20 protein-coding genes are annotated in these 21,595 nt (G+C 68.9%); 12 read left to right on the top strand and 8 right to left on the bottom strand.

Annotated elements, in window-relative coordinates; all coding sequences use genetic code 11:
- Positions 1 to 492 (top strand): ATP-binding cassette domain-containing protein (locus tag VLK61_RS21385; RefSeq protein WP_325423719.1); only part of this gene is annotated, 492 nt, incomplete at its 5' end.
- On the top strand, positions 489 to 1,304 hold the full coding sequence (locus tag VLK61_RS21390) for an extracellular solute-binding protein (RefSeq protein WP_414636840.1): 816 nt from the start codon (positions 489 to 491) through the stop codon (positions 1,302 to 1,304). The genes VLK61_RS21385 and VLK61_RS21390, both read left to right, overlap by 4 nt.
- On the opposite strand, the gene VLK61_RS21395 is transcribed toward VLK61_RS21390, so the two are convergent.
- Complete coding sequence (locus VLK61_RS21395; RefSeq protein ID WP_325423721.1) at positions 1,297 to 1,605, bottom strand: hypothetical protein; 309 nt, start codon at positions 1,603 to 1,605, stop codon at positions 1,297 to 1,299. The genes VLK61_RS21390 and VLK61_RS21395 overlap by 8 nt on opposite strands.
- A 46-nt stretch (positions 1,606 to 1,651) precedes the next feature.
- Entirely contained in the window at positions 1,652 to 2,656 is a 1,005-nt protein-coding gene (locus tag VLK61_RS21400; RefSeq protein WP_325423723.1) for an XdhC family protein, read from the bottom strand.
- 289 nt (positions 2,657 to 2,945) lie between these two features.
- On the opposite strand from VLK61_RS21400, the gene VLK61_RS21405 reads away from it, so the two are divergent.
- The 6 genes from VLK61_RS21405 to VLK61_RS21430 are packed head-to-tail and all read left to right on the top strand — an operon-like array spanning position 2,946 to position 9,300.
- Entirely contained in the window at positions 2,946 to 3,419 is a 474-nt protein-coding gene (locus tag VLK61_RS21405) for a (2Fe-2S)-binding protein (protein WP_325423725.1), read from the top strand.
- Between the two features lie 11 nt (positions 3,420 to 3,430).
- Positions 3,431 to 5,785 carry a xanthine dehydrogenase family protein molybdopterin-binding subunit gene (locus VLK61_RS21410; protein WP_325423727.1) on the top strand — a complete coding sequence of 785 codons (2,355 nt, stop codon included), beginning with the start codon at positions 3,431 to 3,433 and terminating at the stop codon, positions 5,783 to 5,785.
- Positions 5,786 to 5,809: 24 nt separating this feature from the next.
- Positions 5,810 to 6,601, top strand: a complete 792-nt coding sequence (locus VLK61_RS21415; RefSeq protein ID WP_325423729.1) for an FAD binding domain-containing protein — start codon at positions 5,810 to 5,812, stop codon at positions 6,599 to 6,601.
- The gene (locus VLK61_RS21420; RefSeq protein WP_325423731.1) at positions 6,598 to 7,509 is read left to right on the top strand and encodes an AAA family ATPase; all 912 of its coding nucleotides are present in this window, start codon (positions 6,598 to 6,600) and stop codon (positions 7,507 to 7,509) included. Before VLK61_RS21415 ends, VLK61_RS21420 begins: the two co-directional genes overlap by 4 nt.
- Before the next feature lie 41 nt (positions 7,510 to 7,550).
- On the top strand, positions 7,551 to 8,741 hold the full coding sequence (locus VLK61_RS21425; protein WP_325423733.1) for a vWA domain-containing protein: 1,191 nt from the start codon (positions 7,551 to 7,553) through the stop codon (positions 8,739 to 8,741).
- A 25-nt stretch (positions 8,742 to 8,766) separates the two neighbouring features.
- Positions 8,767 to 9,300 carry a CoxG family protein gene (locus tag VLK61_RS21430; protein WP_325423735.1) on the top strand — a complete coding sequence of 178 codons (534 nt, stop codon included), beginning with the start codon at positions 8,767 to 8,769 and terminating at the stop codon, positions 9,298 to 9,300.
- Positions 9,301 to 9,314: 14 nt separating this feature from the next.
- Here VLK61_RS21430 and VLK61_RS21435 read toward each other — a convergent pair whose 3' ends face one another.
- Complete coding sequence (locus VLK61_RS21435) at positions 9,315 to 9,752, bottom strand: type II toxin-antitoxin system VapC family toxin (protein WP_325423765.1); 438 nt, start codon at positions 9,750 to 9,752, stop codon at positions 9,315 to 9,317.
- Between the two features lie 2 nt (positions 9,753 to 9,754).
- Positions 9,755 to 9,997, bottom strand: a complete 243-nt coding sequence (locus VLK61_RS21440; protein ID WP_325423737.1) for a type II toxin-antitoxin system Phd/YefM family antitoxin — start codon at positions 9,995 to 9,997, stop codon at positions 9,755 to 9,757.
- Between the two features lie 108 nt (positions 9,998 to 10,105).
- Between VLK61_RS21440 and VLK61_RS21445 the strand changes: the two genes are divergently transcribed.
- Entirely contained in the window at positions 10,106 to 11,257 is a 1,152-nt protein-coding gene (locus VLK61_RS21445) for a substrate-binding domain-containing protein (RefSeq protein ID WP_325423739.1), read from the top strand.
- 62 nt (positions 11,258 to 11,319) lie between these two features.
- Positions 11,320 to 13,335, top strand: coding sequence for an alpha/beta hydrolase family protein (locus VLK61_RS21450; protein WP_325423741.1), 2,016 nt, complete (start codon positions 11,320 to 11,322; stop codon positions 13,333 to 13,335).
- A 13-nt stretch (positions 13,336 to 13,348) separates the two neighbouring features.
- On the opposite strand, the gene VLK61_RS21455 is transcribed toward VLK61_RS21450, so the two are convergent.
- The 4 genes from VLK61_RS21455 to VLK61_RS21470 form a co-directional block, all read right to left on the bottom strand.
- Positions 13,349 to 14,035: a helix-turn-helix transcriptional regulator gene (locus VLK61_RS21455; RefSeq protein WP_325423743.1), complete on the bottom strand. Its 687-nt coding sequence runs from the start codon at positions 14,033 to 14,035 to the stop codon at positions 13,349 to 13,351.
- A gap of 3 nt (positions 14,036 to 14,038) precedes the next feature.
- The gene (locus tag VLK61_RS21460; protein ID WP_325423745.1) at positions 14,039 to 14,539 is read right to left on the bottom strand and encodes a cupin domain-containing protein; all 501 of its coding nucleotides are present in this window, start codon (positions 14,537 to 14,539) and stop codon (positions 14,039 to 14,041) included.
- Positions 14,540 to 14,571: 32 nt separating this feature from the next.
- Positions 14,572 to 14,961 carry a VOC family protein gene (locus VLK61_RS21465; protein WP_325423747.1) on the bottom strand — a complete coding sequence of 130 codons (390 nt, stop codon included), beginning with the start codon at positions 14,959 to 14,961 and terminating at the stop codon, positions 14,572 to 14,574.
- A gap of 143 nt (positions 14,962 to 15,104) precedes the next feature.
- Positions 15,105 to 18,452, bottom strand: coding sequence for an ATP-binding protein (locus VLK61_RS21470; protein WP_325423749.1), 3,348 nt, complete (start codon positions 18,450 to 18,452; stop codon positions 15,105 to 15,107).
- A gap of 256 nt (positions 18,453 to 18,708) precedes the next feature.
- Between VLK61_RS21470 and VLK61_RS21475 the strand changes: the two genes are divergently transcribed.
- Together VLK61_RS21475 and VLK61_RS21480 are read left to right on the top strand one after the other, a co-directional pair.
- On the top strand, positions 18,709 to 20,073 hold the full coding sequence (locus tag VLK61_RS21475; protein WP_325423751.1) for a M16 family metallopeptidase: 1,365 nt from the start codon (positions 18,709 to 18,711) through the stop codon (positions 20,071 to 20,073).
- Positions 20,070 to 21,554, top strand: a complete 1,485-nt coding sequence (locus VLK61_RS21480) for a M16 family metallopeptidase (RefSeq protein WP_325423753.1) — start codon at positions 20,070 to 20,072, stop codon at positions 21,552 to 21,554. Before VLK61_RS21475 ends, VLK61_RS21480 begins: the two co-directional genes overlap by 4 nt.
- Positions 21,555 to 21,595 lie beyond the last annotated feature (41 nt).

Below are 21,595 nucleotides of genomic sequence, written 5' to 3' on the forward strand. Positions count from 1 at the left end.
GCGATGGTGTTCCAGCGCCCTTTTCTTCTGCACCTGTCGGTGCGCCGCAACCTGCAGCTGGCGCTGTGGCTGGCCGGTGTGCCGGCGGCCGAGCGTGAACAGCGCTGGCCGCAGGCGCTGGAACGCGTCGGCCTCGAAGCGCTGGCACAGCGACCCGCGCGCGCGCTGTCCGGCGGCCAGCAGCAGCGTCTGGCGCTGGCCCGAGCCTGGGCGGTGCAGCCCGACATCCTGTTCCTCGACGAACCCACCGCCAGCCTCGACCCGTCGGCCAAGCGCGAGGTGGAAACGCTGATCGAAGACTTCGGTCGCGACGGCATGACGCTGGTGATGAGCTCGCACAACCTCGGCCAGGTCAAGCGCCTGGCCACGCGCGTGGTTTACCTCGACGCCGGCCGGCTGACGGTGGACCTGCCGGTCGACGATTTCTTCCGGCGCGACGCCCTGCCGTCAGCCGCCGCCCAATTCCTCAAAGGAGAACTGCCGTGGCATTGAACCGCTTGCGTCGACTCGTGCTGGCCGCCGCGCTGGCCCTGCCGGCCACGCCGATCCTGGCCCAAAGCCCCTTCATCGTCGTCGCTTCGACCACCTCCACCGAACAGTCCGGCCTGTTCGGCCACCTGCTGCCGCAGTACAAGGCGGCCACCGGCGTCGAAGCCCGCGTGGTGGCGCTAGGCACCGGCCAGGCGCTGGACATGGGCCGTCGCGGCGACGCCGATGTGCTGTTCGTGCACGACCAGGCGGCCGAGGAGAAGTTCGTCGCCGAAGGCTTCGGCCTGAAGCGCCAGCCGGTGATGTACAACGACTTCGTGCTGATCGGCCCGACCGCCGACCCGGCCAAGACCCGCGGCAAGGACATCGTCGCGGCGCTGCAGAAACTGGGCGCTGCCGGCGCGGCCTTCGTCTCGCGTGGCGACAAGAGCGGCACGCATGCCGCGGAGCTGCGCTACTGGACGGCCGCCGGCACCGACATCGCCGCCGCCAAGCCCAATGGCTACAAGGAATGCGGCTGCGGCATGGGGCCGGCGCTGAACATGGCCGCGTCCACCGGCGCCTATGTGCTGGCCGACCGCGGCACCTGGCTCAGCTTCAAGAACCGCGCCGACCTGGCGGTGCTGGTCGAAGGCGATACGCGGCTGTTCAACCCCTACGGCGTGATCGTCGTGAACCCGGCGAAACACGCGCACGTCAAGCAGATGCTGGCCCAGGGTTTTGCCGATTGGCTGGTGTCGCCGGCCGGCCAGGCGGCCATCGCGGCCTACAAGATCGGCGGCGAGCAGCTGTTCTTTCCTAACGCCATCAAGTAGCGTCCAGCGCTGGCCAGCCCAGCAGTTCGGCCAGGCGGGTCACGATCCAGCCGGCCTCCGCCTCGCTGAAGCCCGATTCGGCCGTGCCCAGGCCGGCCCGGGTCCGCCGCAGGATGATCTCCTCGGCGACGCCCTGGTCGTGGTGCACGGCCTGGCTGTGGTCGACCAGCATCTGCGCCATGTCCTCGCACAGCTCGTAGCGGGCGCGAAATTCGCTCAGCGGCACGGCCAGTCGGCCACGGCCGTCGACGAACAGCGCATGGAACGAGGGCGGGATGAAGATCTGGTAGTCGTCGGACATCGGTGCCGCATTGTGCGGCGCGGCTGAATCGCCGCCCGAGCGCGGATCAAGTCACGCAGCCGGCCTCCACCGCCACCTGCGGCTTGACGTTCACCGGCTCCGGGATGAAGAAGCCGTAGCGCACCGCCGTCAATTCCGCGAGGATGCTGACCGCGATTTCCGGCGGCGTGCGAGCGCCGTTCTTCAGCCCCACCGGGCCGTGCAGGCGGGCCAGCTGAGCTTCGGTGAGGCCGAAGTGTTCGGACAGCCGCTGCTTGCGCTTGCTCTGATTCACCCGCGAGCCGATCGCGCCGATGTAGAACGCATCGCTGTTCAGCGCTTCCATCAGCGCCAGATCGTCGAGCTTGGGGTCGTGCGTCAGCGCAATGATGGCAGTGTGGCCATCGGGCTTCAGCGCCGTGACGGTGTCGTCGGGCATCGTGCGCAGCAAGGTGGCGCCGGGCACATCGAAGCCTTCGGCGTACTCTTCGCGCGGGTCGCAGACCAGGACTTCGTAGCCCAGTGCACCGGCCATCTGCGCCAGGTATTGCGTCATCTGGCCGGCGCCGATCAGCAGCAGCCGCCAGTGCGGGCCGTGGTGCGTGGTGAGTGTCGTGTCGCTCAGCTGCAGTTCGTCGGTGTCGGTGGCCGGCTGCAGCGCGATGTCGCCGGTGGCCAGCGTCAGCACGCGCCGCACGCGTTCGCCGCGGCTCAATCGCTCCAGCAATTCGCTCAGCCGCGTGCGCGGCAGCACCGGCTCCAGCACCAGCTCGATCAGGCCGCCGCAGGGCAGGCCGAAGCGGTGCGCCGCATCGGCATCGATGCCGTAGCGCACGACCTGCGGCACGCCGGCCGCGAGCACGCCTTCGCGGGCCTTGTCGATCAGGTCGTCCTCGATGCAACCGCCGGAGACCGAGCCTGCGACGACGCCGTCGTCGCGGATGGCCACCGCCGAGCCGGGCGGCCTGGGCGCTGAGCCCCAGGTGCGGGTGATCGTGCCCAGCACCACGCGGTGGCCGGCGGTCGTCCAGGCCGCGACCTGGCGCCAGATGTTCAGATCGATGTTGTCCATCGTGGGAGCGTCCTGTGGGTGTCCTGCGTGTGTCGGGCGGGAAGCCTATGCCGACAGTAGCGCTGCCGGTGCCAAGCCATCGACCCGGGTGAAACCCTGATTCTGCGGCGCCCGGCAATCCCCAGGGGCCCGGGGGTTTCAGCGGGGCGCACCCCGCGGCCTCACGCGGCCGCTGTTCCGCTTCGCTTCAGGGTTTACCCATTGGTGCGCGGCACGAAGCAGCGTCCTAGGATGCCCGCATCGGGGCTGCCGGTGGCCTGCCGGCGCCCTGTCACTTCAAGGAGACACGATGGGCACGACGATCACGCTGAAGGTCAACGGCAAGTCCGTGACCCGGGAAGTGCAGCCGCAGACGCTGCTGGTGGAGTTCATCCGCGAAGACCTGCGCCTCACGGGCACGCACGTGGGCTGCGACACCGCGCAATGCGGCGCCTGCACCGTGCACCTGAACGGCCGCGCGGTGAAGAGCTGCAGCACCTTGGCGATCCAGGCCAATGGCAGCGACGTGACGACGATCGAAGGCCTGGCCGCCGAAGACGGCACGCTGCACCCGATGCAGGCCGCCTTCCGCGCCTGCCACGGCCTGCAGTGCGGCTTCTGCACCCCCGGCATGGTGATGAGCGCGGTCGACCTGGTGCAGAACCACGCCTGCAGCACCGAACAGCAGGTGCGTGACGGCCTGGACGGCAACATCTGCCGCTGTACCGGCTACCACAACATCGTCAAGGCCGTGCAGCAAGGTGCTGCCGCCATGAAGGCCTGAAGGAGAACACGATGACTGCACGCCAAGGATTCATCGGCCAATCGGTGGAACGCCGCGAAGACGCACGCTTCCTGACCGGCCGCGGCCAGTACACCGACGACATCCACCTGCAAGGCCAGACCTACGCCTGGTTCCTGCGCTCGCCGTATGCGCACGCCAGGATCACGTCGCTCGAAACCGCCGAGGCCGCCCAGGCCGAAGGTGTGCTCGGCATCTTCACCGGTGAACATTTCAAGGCCGTCGGCGGCCTGCCCTGCGGCTGGCTGATCAACAGCCTGGACGGCACGCCGATGAAGGAGCCCAAGCACCCGGTGCTGGCCGACGGCAAGGTGCGCTATGTCGGCGACCGCGTCGCGATGGTGGTGGCCGAGACGCTGGAGCAGGCCAAGTCGGCGGCCGCGCTGATCGAGGTCGACTACGAAGAGCTGACACCGGTGGTCGACACCGCGAAAGCCGCCGGTGCGGCGTCCGCCGTGCATGACGAAGCACCCGACAACCGCTGCTACCACTGGGGCATCGGCGACAAGGACGGCACAGACGCGGCGATCAAGGGCGCCGCGCATGTCACGACGCTGAGCTTCATCAACAACCGGCTGATCCCGAACGCGATGGAACCGCGCGCCGCCAACGCGGTGTACGACTTCAACGCCGACAGCTACACGCTGTACGTCAGCAACCAGAACCCGCACGTCGAGCGGCTGCTGATGTGCGCCTTCGTGCTGGGCATTCCCGAGCACAAGATGCGCGTCGTGGCGCCCGATGTCGGCGGCGGCTTCGGCTCGAAGATCTTCCTGTACGGCGAAGAAACCGCGCTGGTGTTCGCCAGCAAGCAGATCAAGCGCCCGATCAAGTGGACCTGCGACCGCTCGGAAGCCTTCCTGTCCGATGCGCATGGCCGCGACCATGTGACCACCGCCAAGCTGGCGCTGGACGCCAACGGCAAGTTCCTGGCGCTGCGGGCCGACACCACGGCCAACATGGGCGCCTACCTGTCGACCTTCTCGTCCTCCATCCCGACCATCCTGCACGCCACGTTGCTGGCCGGCCAGTACACGACGCCGAAGATCTGGTGCGAAGTGACCGCCGTGTTCAGCAACACCTCGCCGGTGGATGCCTACCGCGGCGCCGGCCGGCCGGAAGCAACGTATCTGCTCGAGCGCATCGTCGAGACCGCGGCGCACGAGATGAAGATCGACCCGGCCGAGATCCGCCGCCGCAACTTCATCCATGAGTTCCCGTATGCCACGCCGGTGGGCCTGACCTACGACACCGGCGACTACGAAGCAACGATGAGCCGTGCGATCGAACTGGCCGACGTCGCCGGCTTCCCGGCGCGCAAGGCGGCCAGCGAGGCCAAGGGCCTGAAGCGCGGCCTGGGCTATTCGGCCTACATCGAGGCCTGCGGCATTGCGCCGTCCTCGGTGGCCGGGGCACTCGGCGCCCGCGCCGGCCTGTTCGAAGCCGGTGAGGTGCGCGTGCATCCGACCGGCAAGGTCACGATCTTCACCGGAAGCCACAGCCATGGTCAGGGCCACGAAACCACATTCGCCCAGGTCGTTGCCGACAGGCTCGGCATCCCGCTCGACGACATCAGCATCGAGCATGGCGACACCGGCAAGGTGCTGTTCGGCATGGGCACCTACGGCAGCCGCTCGCTCGCCGTGGGCGGCACGGCCATCGTCAAGGCCGTGGACAAGGTGGTCGCGAAAGGCAAGAAGATTGCGGCCCACCTGCTGGAAGCGGCGGACTCCGACATCGTCTTCGAGGGCGGCCAGTTCAAGGTGGCCGGCACCGACAAGGCCGTGCCCTTCGCGTCCGTCGCGCTGACGGCTTATGTGCCGCACAACTTCCCGCACGACAAGCTGGAGCCCGGCCTCAACGAAAACGCCTTCTACGACCCGAGCAACTTCACCTATCCCGCAGGCACCTACATCTGCGAGGTGGAAGTCGACCCGGCCACCGGCCACACCCGCGTCGAACGCATGACCGCCTGCGACGACTTCGGCAACGTCATCAACCCGATGATCGTCGAAGGCCAGGTGCATGGCGGCCTGGCGCAAGGCATCGGCCAGGCGCTGCTGGAGCACGGCATCTACGACAACGACTCAGGCCAGTTGCTGACCGGCAGCTACATGGACTATGCGATGCCGCGGGCCGATGATTTCCCGAGCTTCACGGTCGAGACCGTCAAGGGCACGCCCTGCACGCACAACCCGCTGGGCGTGAAGGGCTGCGGTGAGGCCGGTGCGATCGGCTCGCCGCCGGCGGTGATCAACGCGATCTGCGATGCCTTGGGCATCAAGGACATGCCGATGCCGGCCACCCCCTACACTGTGTGGAAGGCCGCGCAGGCCCTCAACCGCTGAACCGACATCGAAGGAACCCCCATCATGCAAGCCTTCGCATACTCCAATCCCTCCTCGCTGGCCGATGCAACTGCCCAAGGCGCCGGCGCCAATGCCAAGCTGCTGGCCGGCGGCCAATCCCTGCTGGCCGCGATGAAGCTCGGCCTGGCCGCGCCCGATGCGTTGGTCGACCTGAGCGCGGTGCCTGAACTCAAGGGCATCAGCGTCTCGGGCGGCATCGTCAAGATCGGCGCGATGACCACGCATGCGCAGGTCGCCGCGAGTGCCGAGGTCGCCAAGGCGATCCCGGCCTTGTCCGACCTGGCCGGCAACATCGGCGACCGCCAGGTGCGCAACCGCGGGACCATCGGCGGCAGCCTGGCCAACAACGACCCGGCTGCCTGCTACCCGGCAGCAGTGCTCGGCCTGGGCGCGACGATCCACACCAACCAGCGCAGCATCGCCGCCGACGATTTTTTCAAGGGTCTGTACGAGACAGCGCTGAAGGAAGGTGAGCTGATCACCGCCGTGAGCTTCCCGGTGCCCGAGAAGGCCGGCTGGCAGAAGTTCAAGCAGCCGGCCTCGCGCTTCTCGATCGTCGGCGTCTTCGTCAGCAAGGGCTCCCAAGGTGTGCGCGTCGCCGTCACCGGTGCCGGTGCCTGCGTATTCCGCGCCAAGGACCTGGAAGCCAAACTGAGCGGCAGTTGGGCCGCCGCCTCGCTGGCCGGCGCCAAGGTCAGTGCGGACGGCCTGAACACGGATCTGCACGGCTCGGCCGAATACCGCGCCGCGCTGATCCCGGTGCTCGCCCAGCGCGCGGTGGCCTCGACCTTGTGAGTTCTGCGCTCCCCACCAGCATCGACGACACCCAGGCCCGGCTGCTGGCGCACGACTATGTCGCCGACCGGCAGCTGGCCACTGGCGTCTTCCTGGCGCTGAAGCTGCAGCGCCCGCTGTTCCTCGAGGGCGAACCCGGCACCGGCAAGACCGAGATCGCGCGCACCCTGGCCGCGATGCTAGCCCGGCCGCTGATCCGGCTGCAGTGCTACGAAGGGCTGGACCTGGCGGGTGCCGCCTATGAATGGAACTACGGCCGGCAGATGATGGAGATCCGGCTGGCCGAGCGCGACACCATCAGCCGCGACGCACTGGCCGCCGAGCTGTTCTCCGAGCGCTTCCTGACCAAGCGCGCGCTGCTGCAGGCCATCGACCCGGCGCGCGACGTGCCGCCAGTGCTGCTGATCGACGAGCTCGACCGCGCCGATGAACCCTTCGAAGCCTTCCTGCTGGAAGTGCTGTCGGACTTCCAGATCACGATCCCCGAGCTGGGCACGGTGAAAGCGGTCACGCCGCCGATCGTCGTGCTGACCTCGAACCGCACGCGCGAGATCCACGATGCAGTGAAGCGCCGCTGTCTCTACCACTGGGTTGGTTTCCCCGATGCCCGGCGTGAACTGGAGATCCTGAAGCGTCGCGTGCCCAACGCCGGCCCGCAGTTGGCGCAGCAGATCGTCGCCTTCGTGCAAAAGCTGCGCGAGATCGAGCTCTACAAACTGCCCGGCATCGCCGAGACCATCGACTGGACCCGCGCGCTGATGGAGCTGGACTCGCTGGTGCTGGACCCCGAGGTGATCCAGCACACGCTGGGCGTGCTGCTGAAGTACCAGGACGACATTGCCAAGGTGCAGGGCAGCGAGGCCGCGCGCCTGCTCGAGCAGGTCAAGCGCGATGTGCAGGTGATGTGATGCGCATGGTCGTTCCGCGTTGTCGCTGAACGGCAAGCCCGATGCTGCCCGCCCGACAGACCCCGGGTCACCTGGCCGAGAACGTCATGCACTTCGCGCGCGTGCTGCGCACGGCCGGCATGCCGCTGGGCACCGACCGCGTGCAGCTCGCGCTGCAGGCGCTGCAGGTGGCGGGCTTCGAGAGCAAGCGTGATTTCCATGCGGTGCTGAGCGCCTGCCTGCTGGACCGCATCGAACACCGCGAACTGTTCGACCAGGCCTTCGTGCTGTTCTGGCGCGACCCCGACCTGATGGGCCGCATGCGTGCCCTGCTGCTGCCCAAGGTGCAGCTCAAGGAGGGCGCCACCCCGCCGCCGCCGGAGAACCGCCGCCTCGGCGAAGCGCTGTTCCCGCACCAGCCGAACCAGCCGCCGCCATCGGAAGGCCAGGACCAGTTGGAGGTCGACGCCCAGCTGACCTGGAACGACAGGGAGGTCCTGCGCAAGGCCGATTTCGACACGATGACGGCCGACGAGTGGCGCGACGCGCAACGCCTGCTGGCGCAAATGCGCCTGGTTTTCGAGCCGCTGGCCACGCGCCGCAGCCAGCGCGCCGCGCATCCCGGCCGCGCCGACTGGCGCGCCACGCTGCAGGGCATGGCCCGCCACGGCGGCGAGCTGTGGGACATGCGCTGGCGCCGGCCCCGCGACAAACCCGCGCCGCTGGTGCTGCTGGCCGACATCTCCGGCTCGATGAGCCGCTATTCGCGCATGCTGCTGCACTTTGCGCACGCCATCGGCCATGCCGAGGCGCGTGTGGAGAGCTTCGTCTTCGGCACGCGGCTGACACGCACCACGCGCCTGCTGGGCAGCCGCGACCCCGACCTGGCCGTCTCGCAGGTGGTGCGCGCGGTGGAAGACTGGTCCGGCGGCACCCGCATCACCACCAGCCTGCATGAATTCAACCAGCGCTGGGCGCGCCGCGTGCTGTCCAGCCGCGCCACGGTGCTGCTGATCAGCGACGGCCTGGAGCATGGCGACACGCAACGCCTGAGCTTCGAGATGGAGCGCCTGCACAAGAGCTGCCGCCGGCTGATCTGGCTGAACCCCCTGCTGCGCTTCGACAGGTTCGAGCCGCGCGCCGGCGGCATCAAGGCGATGCTGCCGCATGTCGACCGCTTCCTGCCGGCCCACAATCTGCAGAGCCTGGCCGAACTGGTCACCGTCCTGTGCCAGCCCGGCACGGCGCACTGAATCCTTCTCATCGAATCGAGCCACCATGGAACTCACCCAACAACAAAGCCTTCCGGTCAGCCAGGCCCAGGCCTGGGAAGCGCTGAACGACATCACGCTGCTGCAGGCCGCAATCCCCGGCTGCGAGGGCATCACGCCTACCGGCGACAACCAGTACGAAGTGCTGGTGCTGGCTGCCATCGGCCCGGTCAAGGCCAAATTCAAGGGCAAGCTGCAGCTGGAAAACCTGCAGGCACCAACGTCCTACACCATCCGCTTCGAAGGCCAGGGCGGCGCGGCCGGCCACGGCAAGGGCAGCGCCGACATCCGGCTCGAAGCCAACGGCCCGCGCGAAACCGTGCTGCACTACACCGCCAAGGCCAGCGTTGGCGGCAAGATCGCGCAGATCGGCTCGCGCCTGGTCGACATGGCCGCGCAGAAGATGGCCACCGAGTTCTTCGACAAGTTCAAGGCCGCGCTGCAAGAGCGTTATCAGGTCGCGCCCGAACCGGCGCCGGTGACTGCGCCGCAAGGCCTGTTCGCGCGCATCGCCGCCTGGTTCAAGCGACTGTTCGGCTGACTCTGAACCGCGGGTCAGGACGCCGGCGTGGCGGACTGCACGCCCGCCCGGCTCATGGCCGCCCGCAAGGCCTCGTCTTGCGTCGCCAGCGGCAATCCACGACGCAAGGCAAGTTCAAGATAGGCCGCATCGTAGGCACTCAGACCATGGCGAGCGGCAATGTCATCCAGCACATCGATGGCCACCGACTCACGATCGACCCGGATTCGCAGGGCCGCCGCGGCGATGGCCAACTCGCGGCGCTTCTCAGCCGTGATGCGTTTGCGGCGCTGGGCACTGAGCAGCAAGTTGCCTACTTCCAGCAGCCAGAGCCCCGGCACCCAGACATCGTGGGTGGCGGTGGCCTGCAGCGCCAACTCTGTCGCCGGCGTGGCTTCGTCAGGCAGAAACCACGCCGCGCTGACCGATGCATCGACCACGAACGCCCCTGTACCAGGCATCAGGGCAGCCATGTTCAACGGCGGCCCTCTCGGATGAGGTCGCGGCTCTTCAGCCTACCCAGGCTCACGCCCTGCCGGCTGGCGCGCAGGCTGGCAATGGCATCACGTGCGCGCGCGCCGGCATCCTCGTGCGCGGGCGGCACCAGCCGCGCGACCACCTTGCCACGGCGCGTGATGGCAATCTCTTCGCCCGCCTCCACCCGGTGAATCAGCTCGGACAAACGGTTCTTCGCTTCAAAGAGGGCAACGTCGCTCATGCGCACTCCGATCGATGGGTCGAAGAAGTGTAGCCCTCTTATGGCTAGCTAGCTATAACGCCGCCGCCGACTCCACAGGCTCGTGTGGGGCCTTGTTATCCTGCATGCATGAAAGCCCGCGGCGTCCACCTGCAGTACAGCTTCGAGGCCGAAGGGCAGCGCGGCGCGGTGCTGCACAACCCCTTGTTCGACCTGCTGACTGCCGTGCACGAGCATGGCTCGATCCAGCATGCGGCCAAGGCGATGGGCGCCTCCTACCGCCACATCTGGGGTGAGCTGAAGCGCTGGCAGGAGGTGATGGGCGAACCGCTGGTCACCTGGACCCAGGGCCAGCCGGCGCGGCTGACGCCGTTTGCCGAACGCCTGCTGTGGGCCGAGCGCCGTGCCCGCACGCGGCTGACGCCGCACATCGAAGCACTGCGCGCCGAGCTGGAGCGTGTTCTGTCCGAGGCGCTGGACGGTAACCAGCATGTGCTGACGATCTTTGCCAGCCACGACCTGGCGCTGCCCAAGCTGCGCGACATCGCCAGCCAGCAGCAAGGCCTGCACATCGAGCTGCGCTTTGCCGGCAGTGTCGATGCACTACAGGCGCTGGCCGCGGGGCGCTGCCTGGTGGCGGGCTTCCACGTGCCGCCTTTGCGCAGCCTGGGTGTGGCCCACGGATCGGCCGCCGGCCGCGGCGGCGCGCCGGTGTTCGCCAGGGCGATGAAGCCGCTGCTCAAACCCGGCCTGCACAAGCTGATCGGCTGCGTGCGCCGCACGCAAGGGCTGATGGTGCACCCGCTGAACCCGTTCCGCATCCGCGGCCTGCCGGACCTGGCGCGCAGCGAGGCGCGTTTCGTCAACCGCCAGGGCGGCTCGGGCACGCGGCTGCTGATGGACCACCTGCTGTCCGAACAAGGCCTGGCTGCCGCGTCGATCAAGGGTTACGACAACCCGCCGGAAGACAGCCATGTCGCGGTGGCCGCGGCCATTGCCAGCGGGCTGGGCGATGTCGGGCCGGGCATCGAATCGGCGGCGCAGCAGTTCGGCCTGGACTTCATCCCGCTGATCGCCGAGGACTATTTCCTGGTCTGCCTGAAGGACGCGCTGGAGCACCCTGCCGTGCTGAAGTTGCGCCAGGCGCTGGCCAGCCCGGCCTGGGCCCATGCGCTGGCCGGCATGCCGGGCTATGAACCCTCGCACAGCGGCGAGGTGTTGTCGCTGACCCGTGCGCTGCCTTGGTGGAACTACCGGGTGCCGAAGAAGGTGACGGCCTGACGGGCTTCGGTATGCTTGCGGCGGCGCGGCGATAGACCGGCGCCGGGAGGATCCCAGTGAAGATGAGCTTGTCGATGCGGCGCGCGGTGCGCTGCCTGCGGGCCATGGCTGCCATGGTGTTCGTCTCCGGCCACGCGGCAGCAGCCGATGCGCCGCCGGCACCGCCGCCGGTCAAGGACTTCTTCAGCGCCGACCAGATGTCACAGCCGGTGCTGTCGCCCTCGGGCAAGTACCTGGCGGTGCGTCTGGCCACCTCGAACGGACGGCGCCAGCTGGCAGTGATCGACCTCGTCGCACCCGCCCTGACCAAGGCCATTGCCGGCTATGTCAACGCGGACATCGCGGCCGTGCACTGGGTCAACGACGAGCGGCTGGTGTACACCATCACCGACCTGCAGGCCGAGTATGGCGACGGTTTCGCGCCGGGGCTGTATGCGGTGGACCGCAACGGCAACAACCCGCGCCCGCTGGTGAGGCGATTCCGGGACGTGTCCGAGACCGGCACGCGCATTGTCTCGCGCGAACTCTCGCCGTACCACCACCTGCTTGACACAGTGCGCGACGGATCGGCCGACGTGATCGTTGAGCGCTACGACTACGACAGTCGCAACGACTTTTCGGGCAGCGTTCTGTTCCGCCTGGACACGCTGACTGGCAGCGTGCGCAGCATCGAGACGGGGATGAAACAGCGGGTGCGGGACTGGCTGGTGGACGACAGCGGCCAGGCGCGTGTGGCGGAAGTCCGGATCGACGACCGCAGCACGGTGTTCTGGCGCCCCGCGGCCGATGCCCCATGGGTGGCGGTGTCCCAGGGCCAGACCTATACCGGCGGGGCAGGCACTTTCTCCCCGATGACCTTGGGGCCTGACGGGCAGCTGTATGCGCGGGCGACGCGCGGCGACGCCGAGGGCACGGCTGCGCTGTTCCGCTTCGACGCCAAGACCCAGCACCTGGAGGCGCAGCCCGTGGTCGGCGTGCAGGGCTTCGACTTTCGCGGCCGGTTGATCTTCGACCACCGCCAGCGCAAGCTGCTGGGTGTGCGCTATACCGCCGACGCCCGGGACACGGCCTGGTTCGACGCCGACATGAAAGCAGTGCAGGCGGCGATCGACAAGCGCCTGCCCAGCACCATCAACCTGCTCGACGTCGCCGAGTGCAACTGCTCGCCCTGGGTGGTGGTAACCGCGTATTCGGACCGCCAGCCCCCCATCTACCTGATCTACAACCGCGAGAAGAGCGAACTGGCGATGCTGGGCAACTCACGCTCGGCAATCGATCCGACCCGCATGGCGCAGCGCGAGTTCGTGCGGATCCCGATGCGCGACGGCCTGTCAACACCCATGCATGTGACCCGGCCTTCAGGCAAAGGGCCGTGGCCGACGGTGGTTCTGGTGCACGGCGGGCCGCAGGTGCGGGGCGGCAGTTGGGGCTGGTATGCCGAGTCACAGTTTCTGGCCTCTCGGGGATACCTGGTCGTCGAGCCAGAGTTTCGCGGCAGCACCGGTTATGGCCAGAAACTGTTCCGGGCCGGCTGGAAGCAATGGGGGCTGGCGATGCAGGACGACGTGGCCGACGCCACCCGCTGGGCCATCCAGCAAAAGTTCGCAGACCCACAGCGCATCTGCATCGCCGGCGCCAGCTATGGCGGCTATGCCACGCTGATGGGGCTGATCCGCGACCCGGATCTCTACCGCTGCGGTGTGGCCTGGGCGGCCGTCACCGACATCCAGCTGATGTTCGATCTGCACTGGAGCGACCTCAGCGAGGAATGGAAGCAATTCGGCCTGCCAGTGCTGGTGGGTGACCCCGAGAAGAACGCCGATCAGTTCGTTGCCACCTCGCCGCTGAAACAGGCACACCGATTGAAACTGCCGCTTCTGCTGGCCCATGGCGGCAGCGATCGGCGCGTGCCGATTGCCCATGGTTCGCGATTCCGCGATGCCGTCGCCAAGACCAATTCAAGTGTCGACTGGGTGGTGTACAACGACGAAGGCCACGGATGGTTCAAGCCCGAGAACCGCTACGACTGGTGGACGCGGGTCGAGAAGTTCCTCGGTCAGCAGATCGGGCCGAAGTGAGCGGCGGCCTGGGTCAAGCTGAATCCGACTCATAGGACCTGAACAGATCCGCCAGCGTCTGTCCCGGTTCATCCCGAAAACGCTGCTCCAGCACCGTCAGCTGCTGGATGCGGTCGACGCGGAAGCTGCGGAAGCCCTGGCGGCTTTCGCACCAGGCGGCCAGGGTCCAGACCTGGCCCCAGTAGAAGCAACCCAGCGGGTGCACGGTGCGTTCGGTGTCGGCTTCCTTCAGGTCGCGGTAATGCATGAACAGCTTGCGCCGCGATTCGGTGGCCAGGCGCAGCACTTCGAGCCGGCCGCGCGTGGCCTCGTCCAGCACGCCGGACGGCGCATACAGCGCCAGGCTTTCGGCCGCCGCGCGCACCGCTGACGGCAGTACCGAGAGAATCTTCGACAAAGCCGTTTCCGCCTGCGCGGCCAGTGCGGTATCGAGCCGAGGCCGGGCCAGGCGCACGGCGGCCACCAGGGCCTTGGCTTCGTCGGTGGTGAACATCAGCGGCGGCAGGTCGAAGCCGGCGCGCATGCGGTAGCCGACGCCCGCTTCGCCTTCGATCGGCACGCCCTGCGCCACCAGGTCGGCCACGTCGCGGTACACCGTGCGCAGCGAGACCTGCAGGCGCTCGGCCAGAAACGCTGCGGTGGACAGACGCCGGCCACGGATCAGCTGCACCAGTTGAAAGAGCCGATCCGCGCGCCGCATCCGCTATTCGCCGTCCCAGTAGTCCACCGGTTGATTCTCGCGCCCCATGAAGTAGAACGAGCCGGTGGGCAGATCCGCGTAGACACCGAGCTTGCCCGAGTCCGGGTACTGGCAGACCTCCACTGGCGCCTGCGAGCTGATCGCCAGGTAGCGCAGCTGGCGCGTGCCGGTGTTGATCAGCTGGTGCGCGGTTTCGGGCCCACCGGACGGACAGCCGATCACGTCGCCGGCTTTCACCGGGTGCACCGTTTCGCCCAGCCGCAGCTGGCCTTCGCCCTCGAGCACGATGAACAGTTCGTCGTCGATGCGGTGGCTGTGGAACGGGAACGCGCGCATGCGCGGCGGCACTTCGACGACGCTGCAGCCCAGCTGCTTCAGGCCCAGCTGCGGGCCCAGGCGGGCCATGCGGGCGTCGAAGCGTTCGGCGGCCTGGCCGGTGGGCGCATATTCAGCCGGGCGCGCTTGGGTGGTGATCTGCGACAGGTTCAGGATCGGGGTGGTCATGACGTTGAACTCCTGTGAGGGTAGGTGGCTGCTCAGCCCATGGCCGTGCACAGCTCGACCAGCGTGCCGTCCGGCGCGCGCAGATAGGCCACGGTCTGGCCCCAGGGTTTGACGGTGGGCTCTGTCAGCAGCAGCGCGCCGGCGGTGATCGCCCGGTCGCAAGCCGCCGCCACGTTGGCGGTGACCAGCCCGATCTCCATGCCCAGCGGCGCGGCGCTGCTGTCGGCCGGCACGTAGTCGCGGCCCAGGCTGTCGCGGGCGGTGGCGTGCTGGGCGAAGGCCAGCGCCGTGCCGCCGGTTTCCAGCTCGCCATACGCGCCGCTGGGGTGCAGGAAGCGCGGGGCCAGGCCGAAGGCTTCTTCGAAGAACTTCAAGGACGCGGCGACCTCGCGCACGTAGACGATGGTGTAGGCGAATTGCATGCAAGGGCCTCCTGGCGGTGTTGTGCTGAACGAAGCACGCATGCTGCGCCGGGGCTGCTGACAGCGAAGTGTCAGCAGCCGGCCGCGCCGCCCCCGTGTCCAGCCCGGTGGGGCCGGCCCGTCGCCAAAGCCGGTCTTCCGGGCTACGGCAGGGTTCGAGAGGCGCCGGATGGGGCCGAGACCTGCGCTTCGTCGGAGGACGCCAGGCACTGTCTCATCAGGATCGAAATCGCTCGCGATTGGTGCGCCTTGGCCAGGCTGTGCACCCGGGACGCAAACACCTCGCACCGGGGGTACTCGGCCTTCAGCACATCGGCTTGCGCGCAGATGTCGAGCATGCGGCCGATCTTGGAAAGATGGTCGAGCTTCAGCAGCTCGTCCCTGGGTGGCAGCACCATGTCCAGCCGATCGGACGCGGGAGCGGTGCGGCCCTGCGCAGCCTCCCGCAGCCGTGGCAGCTCGCGGACCCAGGCCACGCCCAGCCAAGCGCCAACGGTCTCCACCAGACGCTGCGGCTCGATGGGCTTGGCGATGAACGCGTCGGCACCTGCCGCCAGGCATTGCGGCTGTGCGTCCTGCAGTGCCGCCGAGGACATCGCGATGATCTTGATACCCTGCAATGCGGGCAGGCCGCGAATCCGGCGCGTCGCCTCCAGACCATCCATCACCGGCATGGCCATGTCCATCAGGATCACGTCGGGCGGCACCTGTTGCGCCGCCTCCAGGCCCGCGCGGCCATCGCCGGCGGTCCGCACCTCGAAGCCCACCTGCCGCAGGGCGTCGGTCAGCAGCGTTCGCAGTGCCGGCGCGTCATCGACCACCAGCGCCTTGCGCCGCGGGCCTTCGTAGCCGACGATGCGCCCTTGCGGCGCCTCGGTTCTGGCCAGCGTGCCGCACACCGGCAGATCCAGGTCGAACCAGAACGCACTGCCTTGCCCGGGTTGGCTGCGCACCAGGATGTCGCCGCCCATCAGGCGCACCAACTGGCGGCTGATGGTCAGGCCCAAGCCGGCACCACCGGTCCGGCGCGGCGCCTCGGCCACCTGTTCGAAGGGCTGGAAAATGCGCGACAGCTGCTCGGGGCTCATGCCGATGCCCTTGTCCTCGACCTCGAAGCGCAGGCGAACGCTCGCCGCGGTGCCGTCGTGCGGCGGCGCCACGAGCGGCCCCACACGCAGGCACACCTGGCCGCGGTCGGTGAACTTCACGGCGTTCGACAGCAGGTTCAGCAGCACCTGCCGCAGCCGCATGTCGTCGATGCGCACGGCCGCCGGCAGCCCGGGCGCCGCCTCGACACGGAAGTCCAGGCCCTTCTCGTCGGCTTTGACACGCACGATGTCGGCAACGACGTTGAGGAAGGGTGTCAGTTCAACCACCTGCGCATGCAGATCCAGCTTGCCGGCGTCGATGCGCGAGAGGTCGAGGAGGTCGTTGATCAAGGCCAGCAGGTGCGTGCCGCTCTGCGCGATGATGCCCAGGCCACGCGCCTGCGCTTCGCTCAGGGGCTCGCCGTTCTGCAGCAACTGCGCGAAGCCGAGGATGGCGTTCAGCGGCGTGCGCAGTTCATGGCTCATCTGCGCGAGAAAGTCGCTGCGCATGCGGGCCAAGCGGCGCGCTTCGGCCAGCGCCTCCTCGCGCGCCGCCTCGGTGGCCTTGCGGTCGCTGATGTTGCGGGCCACGCCGACAGTGCCGAGCAGCGTGCCGTCCTCGTCGAGCACCGGCGCCTTGTAGGTCTCCATCCACACCGTGCTGCCACCGTCGGCGAGCGCCTCCTCGGTGGTCCTGCGGTCTTGTGAGTGCATCACCTGTTCATCGTCGGCCACCACCGCCTGCGCCAGCGGCGGCGGCAGCAGTTCGATGTCGGACTTGCCGACCATGTCGTCCGCCGTGTGCCCCCGCGCCTGGGCATGGGCCTGGTTGGTGACGAGGTAGCGGCTGCGCGTGTCCTTGAGCCAGGCCCACATCGGCAGCATGTCGATCAAGGTGCGCAGGTAGCGCGCCTGCTGGCGCAGCTGGGCGGTGCGATCCTGCACGCGCTGCTCCAGCCCGGCATTGAGCGCGCGCACCGCATCGCGCGACTGCTCCAGCTGCACGTTCAAGGCCGCCAGCAGGCCGAACGATCGGCGCAGCCGCAGCAGGAAGAAGGCGGTGACGGCCAGCACCGCGGCAATGCCGCCGAGCATCGACCACGACCAGCGCTGCTCCAGCGTGCGCTGTTTCAGCTCGGCCGCCTGCCGCTCGTTGCGAAGGGTCAGCTCGTCGACCTGGCGCTGCCGGCTTTCGGTCTCGTAGCGCTTGATCAGCTGCAGCATGCGCACGCCGGCCTTCTCGCGATTGGCCTGGCTGGTCAACTCGCGGGCCTCGATGGCGTAGCCGTAGGCCTGCTGGTGATCGCCCCTGGCAGCGGCGATGGCAGCCATGCGCAGCGCGCTGCCGCTGGTGTAGAGCGCCAGGCCCAGGCCCTTGGCCACCGCATAGGAGCGCTCGGCATCCGCGTGTCCGGCGGCCACATCGCCCATCGCCTGGTGCGCCTCGCTGCGCGAGTTCAGCGCAAACCACTGGCCGATCCGGTTCGGGTATTTCTCGAAGATCGCCAGCGCCGCGTCATACAAGGGCAGGGCTTCCTTGTGCCGACCTTGGGCGCGCAGATTGCCGCCCAGGTTCATCAGCGAGAAAGCCTCGGCATACGGTGCGCCGACCGCACGCATCATGACCAGGGCTTCACGGCCGAGCGCTTCGCCGCCCGCCGCGTCGCCACTGTTCACCTTGGCGCTGGCCAGGCCGGTGATGGCAAAGGCCTCGAGCAAGCGCGAGGACGCGGCGCGTGCCTGATCGCGCATCTGCACGAAATGCTCGAGCATCTCGCCGGGGCGGAAGCTCTGCTCGTAGGCGATGGCCAGGCCATGGTGGGCGTAGGTCAGTGCCAACGGATGGTTAGCGCGCCGCGCAATCTCCATCGCCTGCACCGCCACCGCGATCGAATCGTCCAACTGCTCGAAACGCCGGTACATCACCGTGGTGCGCAGCAGCGCCTCGCCCAGCAGGTCCGGCCGATCGGTCACGCCTTCCAGCACCGAGACGCTGTGGGTGGTGGCCCGCACCAGCTCATCCAAGCGCCCCTGGTTGATCGAGTTCAGCACCACGACCAGGTCGGACTCGGCCTGCCCGACCTTGTCGCCGTGCCGGGCGGCCAGCTCGAAGGCCTGGCGCGCATGCTCGGCGGCCGGCTCGGTCAGGGCCAGGTAGGTTTCAATGCGCGCCAGCAGGTTCAGCGCACGCGCCCGGTCGGCCGGCGCCGCATCGGCCGGCAGCGTGGCCTGCAGGCGTTGGGCCGCTTCATAGGCCGGCGGCAACTCGTTCTCGGCCTGCAGGCGCACGCGGGCGGCCTCGGCCCGCCAATCATCCATCGCCGTGGCGGCCCGCGCCCCGATGCCGACCAGGCCAAGGCCCAGCAGCACCAGCACGCAGCGGAGTGAGGCGCCGGCGCTCAAGACCGCAGCGTCCCGCCAACGCCGAGCTGCCGGTCGTGGATCCCGTTGCCCCGCGGCCGGGTGGCCACGCCTTGCCGCGCGCTGTGCAGATTTGTTCGCATCGTTGACCTCCAGATTCGGCGAACGCGGAACCAGAACGAACCGATGGCGCGACACCAGCACGCAGTGCTCATGTCCGATTATCCGCATGCGGGCGCCTGATCGAGCCTGATCGGCGATGATCACGGCTGTCCTCGATTGCAGAAGCCGGGAGCCCATGCACAGCACCCTGAACCGCCGCCACTGCCTGCTGCTGGGCCTGGCATCCAGCTTGACCCTGCCGGCCTGGGCCGCGGCGCCCGCCAAGCCGACCGCGCTGAGCCTGCCGCCGATGCCGCTGCGCGAGCGCCGGCTGGCCAACGGCCTGCAGGTCATCAGCGTGGCCGACCGCAGCAGCGCCACCGTCAGCGTGCAGGTCTGGTACCGCGTCGGCGGCAAGGACGACCCGGCCGGACGATCGGGCTTTGCGCACCTCTTCGAACACATGATGTTCAAGAGCACGAAGCACATGCCCAACGAGATGTTCGACCGGCTCACCGAAGACGTGGGCGGCAACAACAACGCCTTCACGGCCGAGGACATGACGGGTTACCAGAACGAGGTGCCGTCCAACCACCTCGAGCGCCTGCTGTGGGCCGAGGCCGAGCGCCTGGCCAACCTGAACGTCGACCAGGCCAACCTCGACAGCGAGCGCGCCGTCGTGCAGGAAGAGCTGCGCCAGCGTGTGCTGGCCGATCCCTACGGCCGCCTGTTCAACGCGCTGTCGGTCGAGGGCTTCGCGCAGCACCCCTACAAGCGCCCGGTGGTCGGCAGCATCGAAGACCTGGCCGCCGCCACGCTCGACGACGTGCGCAGCTTCCACAGCGCCTACTACCGGCCGGACAACGCGGTGCTGATCGTCGTCGGCGACTTCGAGGCCGCCCAGCTCGACGGCTGGGTCGACCGCTACTTCGGCGCGCTGAGCACACCGAGTTCGGCGATCCCGCGCGTCACCGTGCGCGAGCCGGAGCGCACGGCCGAGCGGCGCGTGGCGCTGCACGGCCCCAACGTGCCGCTGCCGGCGGTGGCCGTGCTGTGGCAGGGCCCGAACGCCGCGCACCCGGACGCCGCGGCGCTGCAAGTGGCTTCTGCGCTGCTGTCGGCCGGTGATTCGGCACGGCTCAACGAAGCGCTGGTCTACCGCGCCCAGGCCGCGCAGGCGGCGGCCTTTGCCGCTGAGCTGTACGCCGATGCCGGCATGCTGGCCGCCTATGCCATTGCCGCCAGCGGCCAGCGGCTGGACAAACTGGAAGCTGCGCTGTTGGCCGAGATCACGCGGCTGGCGAACGGGCCCATCACCGCCGCCGAACTGGACAAGGTGCGCACGCAGCTGCTCACCGCTGCGCTGGTGTCGCGGCAGACGCCGCAGGGCAAGGCCGGCGCCATCGGCAAGGCGGTGCTGCTGCGCGGCGATGCCAAGGATGTCAATCAGGAGCTGGCGCGTCTTTCGGCCGTTAGCGCCGCGGATGTGCACAGGGTGCTGACGCAGATGTTGAAGGGAAAACGCGTGACGGTCCACTACACGCAGGAGGGCAAGGCATGAAGCGCCGGCCCTGGTTCAGCGTCGCGCTGTGCATCGTCCCGATGGGGATTGCCCTGATGGGGATCGCCCTGTCGGCCCAGGCCGCCACCCCCGGCGCCGACGCCCCGCCGCTGCCGCAGCCGCCGCGCCCGGTGGTGGTGCCGGCCTTCGATCAACACACCCTGCCCAACGGCCTGACGCTGGTGGTGGCGCCGCGCCACGAAGCCCCGGTGGTGACCATCGCGCTGCTGGTGCGCGCCGGCCCCGAACTCGACCCCGCCGGCCGCAGCGGCACCGCGGCGATGACGGCCGGGCTGCTGACCAAGGGCGCACGCCGCGGCGGCCGCGCGGTCTCGGCCACCGAGCTGGCGCGCCAGGCCGAAGCACTGGGCGGCACGCTGGAAGCCGCCAGCGGCTGGCGCTCGTCGACCGTGGCGATGACGGTCACGACGCCCAAGCTGGACGCCGCCGCCGCCTTGGTGGCCGACGTCGTGCGCCAGCCGACGCTGGCCGCGGCAGAACTGGAGCGTGCCCGCGCCCAGTCGCTCGACGGCCTGCGCGTGACGATGGGCGATCCGGGCGCCGTGGCCGGCATGGTCGCGCGCCGCGCGTTCTGGGGCGACAGTGCCTATGGCAGCGTGGCCACCGTGCCCTCGATCAAGCGCATCACGCGCACCGATGTGCAGGCCTTCCATGCCGCCGCCTATCGCCCTGAGCGCGCCGTGCTGGTGCTGGCCGGCGACATCGAAGCACCGCAGGCCCAGGCCCTGGCGAAGAAGCTGTTCGGCCCCTGGCGCGGCGCCGCGAATGCCGCAACCACACCCCGCCCGACGACGCCCAGCGCCCTGGCCCAGCCGCTGGTGCTGATCGACATGCCCGGCAGCGGCCAGAGCGGCGTGGTGGTGGCCGCGCCCTTCGTCGCCTCCGGCGCGGGCGACCGGCGCGCCGGCCAGGTCGCCAATGCCGTGCTGGGCGGTGGCTATTCGGCGCGTTTGAACCAGGAAGTGCGCATCAAGCGCGGCCTGAGCTACGGCGCCTTCAGCGAGGCCGAAACCCACCCCGCCAGCGGCATGGCGCAAGCATCGACGCAGACCAGCCACCCGAACGCCGCGCAGGTGCTGCAACTGGTGCGCGGCGAGATCGACCGCCTGGCCGAAACACCGCCGACCGCGGAGGAGCTGGCGGCACGCCAGGCCACGCTGATCGGCAGCTTCGCGCGGCGGCTGGAAACCACCGGCGGCCTGGCCTCGCTGGTGGTGGCCCAGCTGGTGCAAGGCCGGCCGCTGGACGATTTGCAGCGCAGCGTCGACGAGATCATGGCCGTGACCCCCGCGCAGGTGCAGGGCTTCGCGCGCCAGCACTGGCAGGCCAAGACCTTGCGCGGCGTCATTGCCGGCGACCTGAAAGCGGCCGGGGACGCGCTGACCGCGCTGCCGGGCTCGGCGCTGCGCGTGCCGGTGGAATCGCTGGACCTGGATCAACCCTCGCTGACCCGCCCATGAACACCGCCCAGGCCCATGCCGATGCAGTGCCGGCGCAGCAG

It is taken from the genome of Aquabacterium sp., from assembly GCF_035476535.1.
In the GTDB taxonomy this organism is placed as follows: Bacteria; Pseudomonadota; Gammaproteobacteria; order Burkholderiales; family Burkholderiaceae_C; genus Pseudaquabacterium.

Bases quoted from the DNA above. Each gene is read 5' to 3' on its own strand.
- VLK61_RS21450 (WP_325423741.1), top strand. From the start codon at position 11,320: ATGAGCTTGTCGATGCGGCGCGCGGTGCGCTGCCTGCGGGCCATGGCT.
- VLK61_RS21425 (WP_325423733.1), top strand. From the start codon at position 7,551: ATGCTGCCCGCCCGACAGACCCCGGGTCACCTGGCCGAGAACGTCATG.
- VLK61_RS21415 (WP_325423729.1), top strand. From the start codon at position 5,810: ATGCAAGCCTTCGCATACTCCAATCCCTCCTCGCTGGCCGATGCAACT.
- VLK61_RS21455 (WP_325423743.1), bottom strand. From the start codon at position 14,035: ATGCGGCGCGCGGATCGGCTCTTTCAACTGGTGCAGCTGATCCGTGGC.
- VLK61_RS21480 (WP_325423753.1), top strand. From the start codon at position 20,070: ATGAAGCGCCGGCCCTGGTTCAGCGTCGCGCTGTGCATCGTCCCGATG.
- VLK61_RS21405 (WP_325423725.1), top strand. From the start codon at position 2,946: ATGGGCACGACGATCACGCTGAAGGTCAACGGCAAGTCCGTGACCCGG.
- VLK61_RS21410 (WP_325423727.1), top strand. From the start codon at position 3,431: ATGACTGCACGCCAAGGATTCATCGGCCAATCGGTGGAACGCCGCGAA.
- VLK61_RS21395 (WP_325423721.1), bottom strand. From the start codon at position 1,605: ATGTCCGACGACTACCAGATCTTCATCCCGCCCTCGTTCCATGCGCTG.
- VLK61_RS21475 (WP_325423751.1), top strand. From the start codon at position 18,709: ATGCACAGCACCCTGAACCGCCGCCACTGCCTGCTGCTGGGCCTGGCA.
- VLK61_RS21430 (WP_325423735.1), top strand. From the start codon at position 8,767: ATGGAACTCACCCAACAACAAAGCCTTCCGGTCAGCCAGGCCCAGGCC.
- VLK61_RS21465 (WP_325423747.1), bottom strand. From the start codon at position 14,961: ATGCAATTCGCCTACACCATCGTCTACGTGCGCGAGGTCGCCGCGTCC.
- VLK61_RS21435 (WP_325423765.1), bottom strand. From the start codon at position 9,752: ATGGCTGCCCTGATGCCTGGTACAGGGGCGTTCGTGGTCGATGCATCG.
- VLK61_RS21440 (WP_325423737.1), bottom strand. From the start codon at position 9,997: ATGAGCGACGTTGCCCTCTTTGAAGCGAAGAACCGTTTGTCCGAGCTG.
- VLK61_RS21460 (WP_325423745.1), bottom strand. From the start codon at position 14,539: ATGACCACCCCGATCCTGAACCTGTCGCAGATCACCACCCAAGCGCGC.
- VLK61_RS21445 (WP_325423739.1), top strand. From the start codon at position 10,106: ATGAAAGCCCGCGGCGTCCACCTGCAGTACAGCTTCGAGGCCGAAGGG.
- VLK61_RS21400 (WP_325423723.1), bottom strand. From the start codon at position 2,656: ATGGACAACATCGATCTGAACATCTGGCGCCAGGTCGCGGCCTGGACG.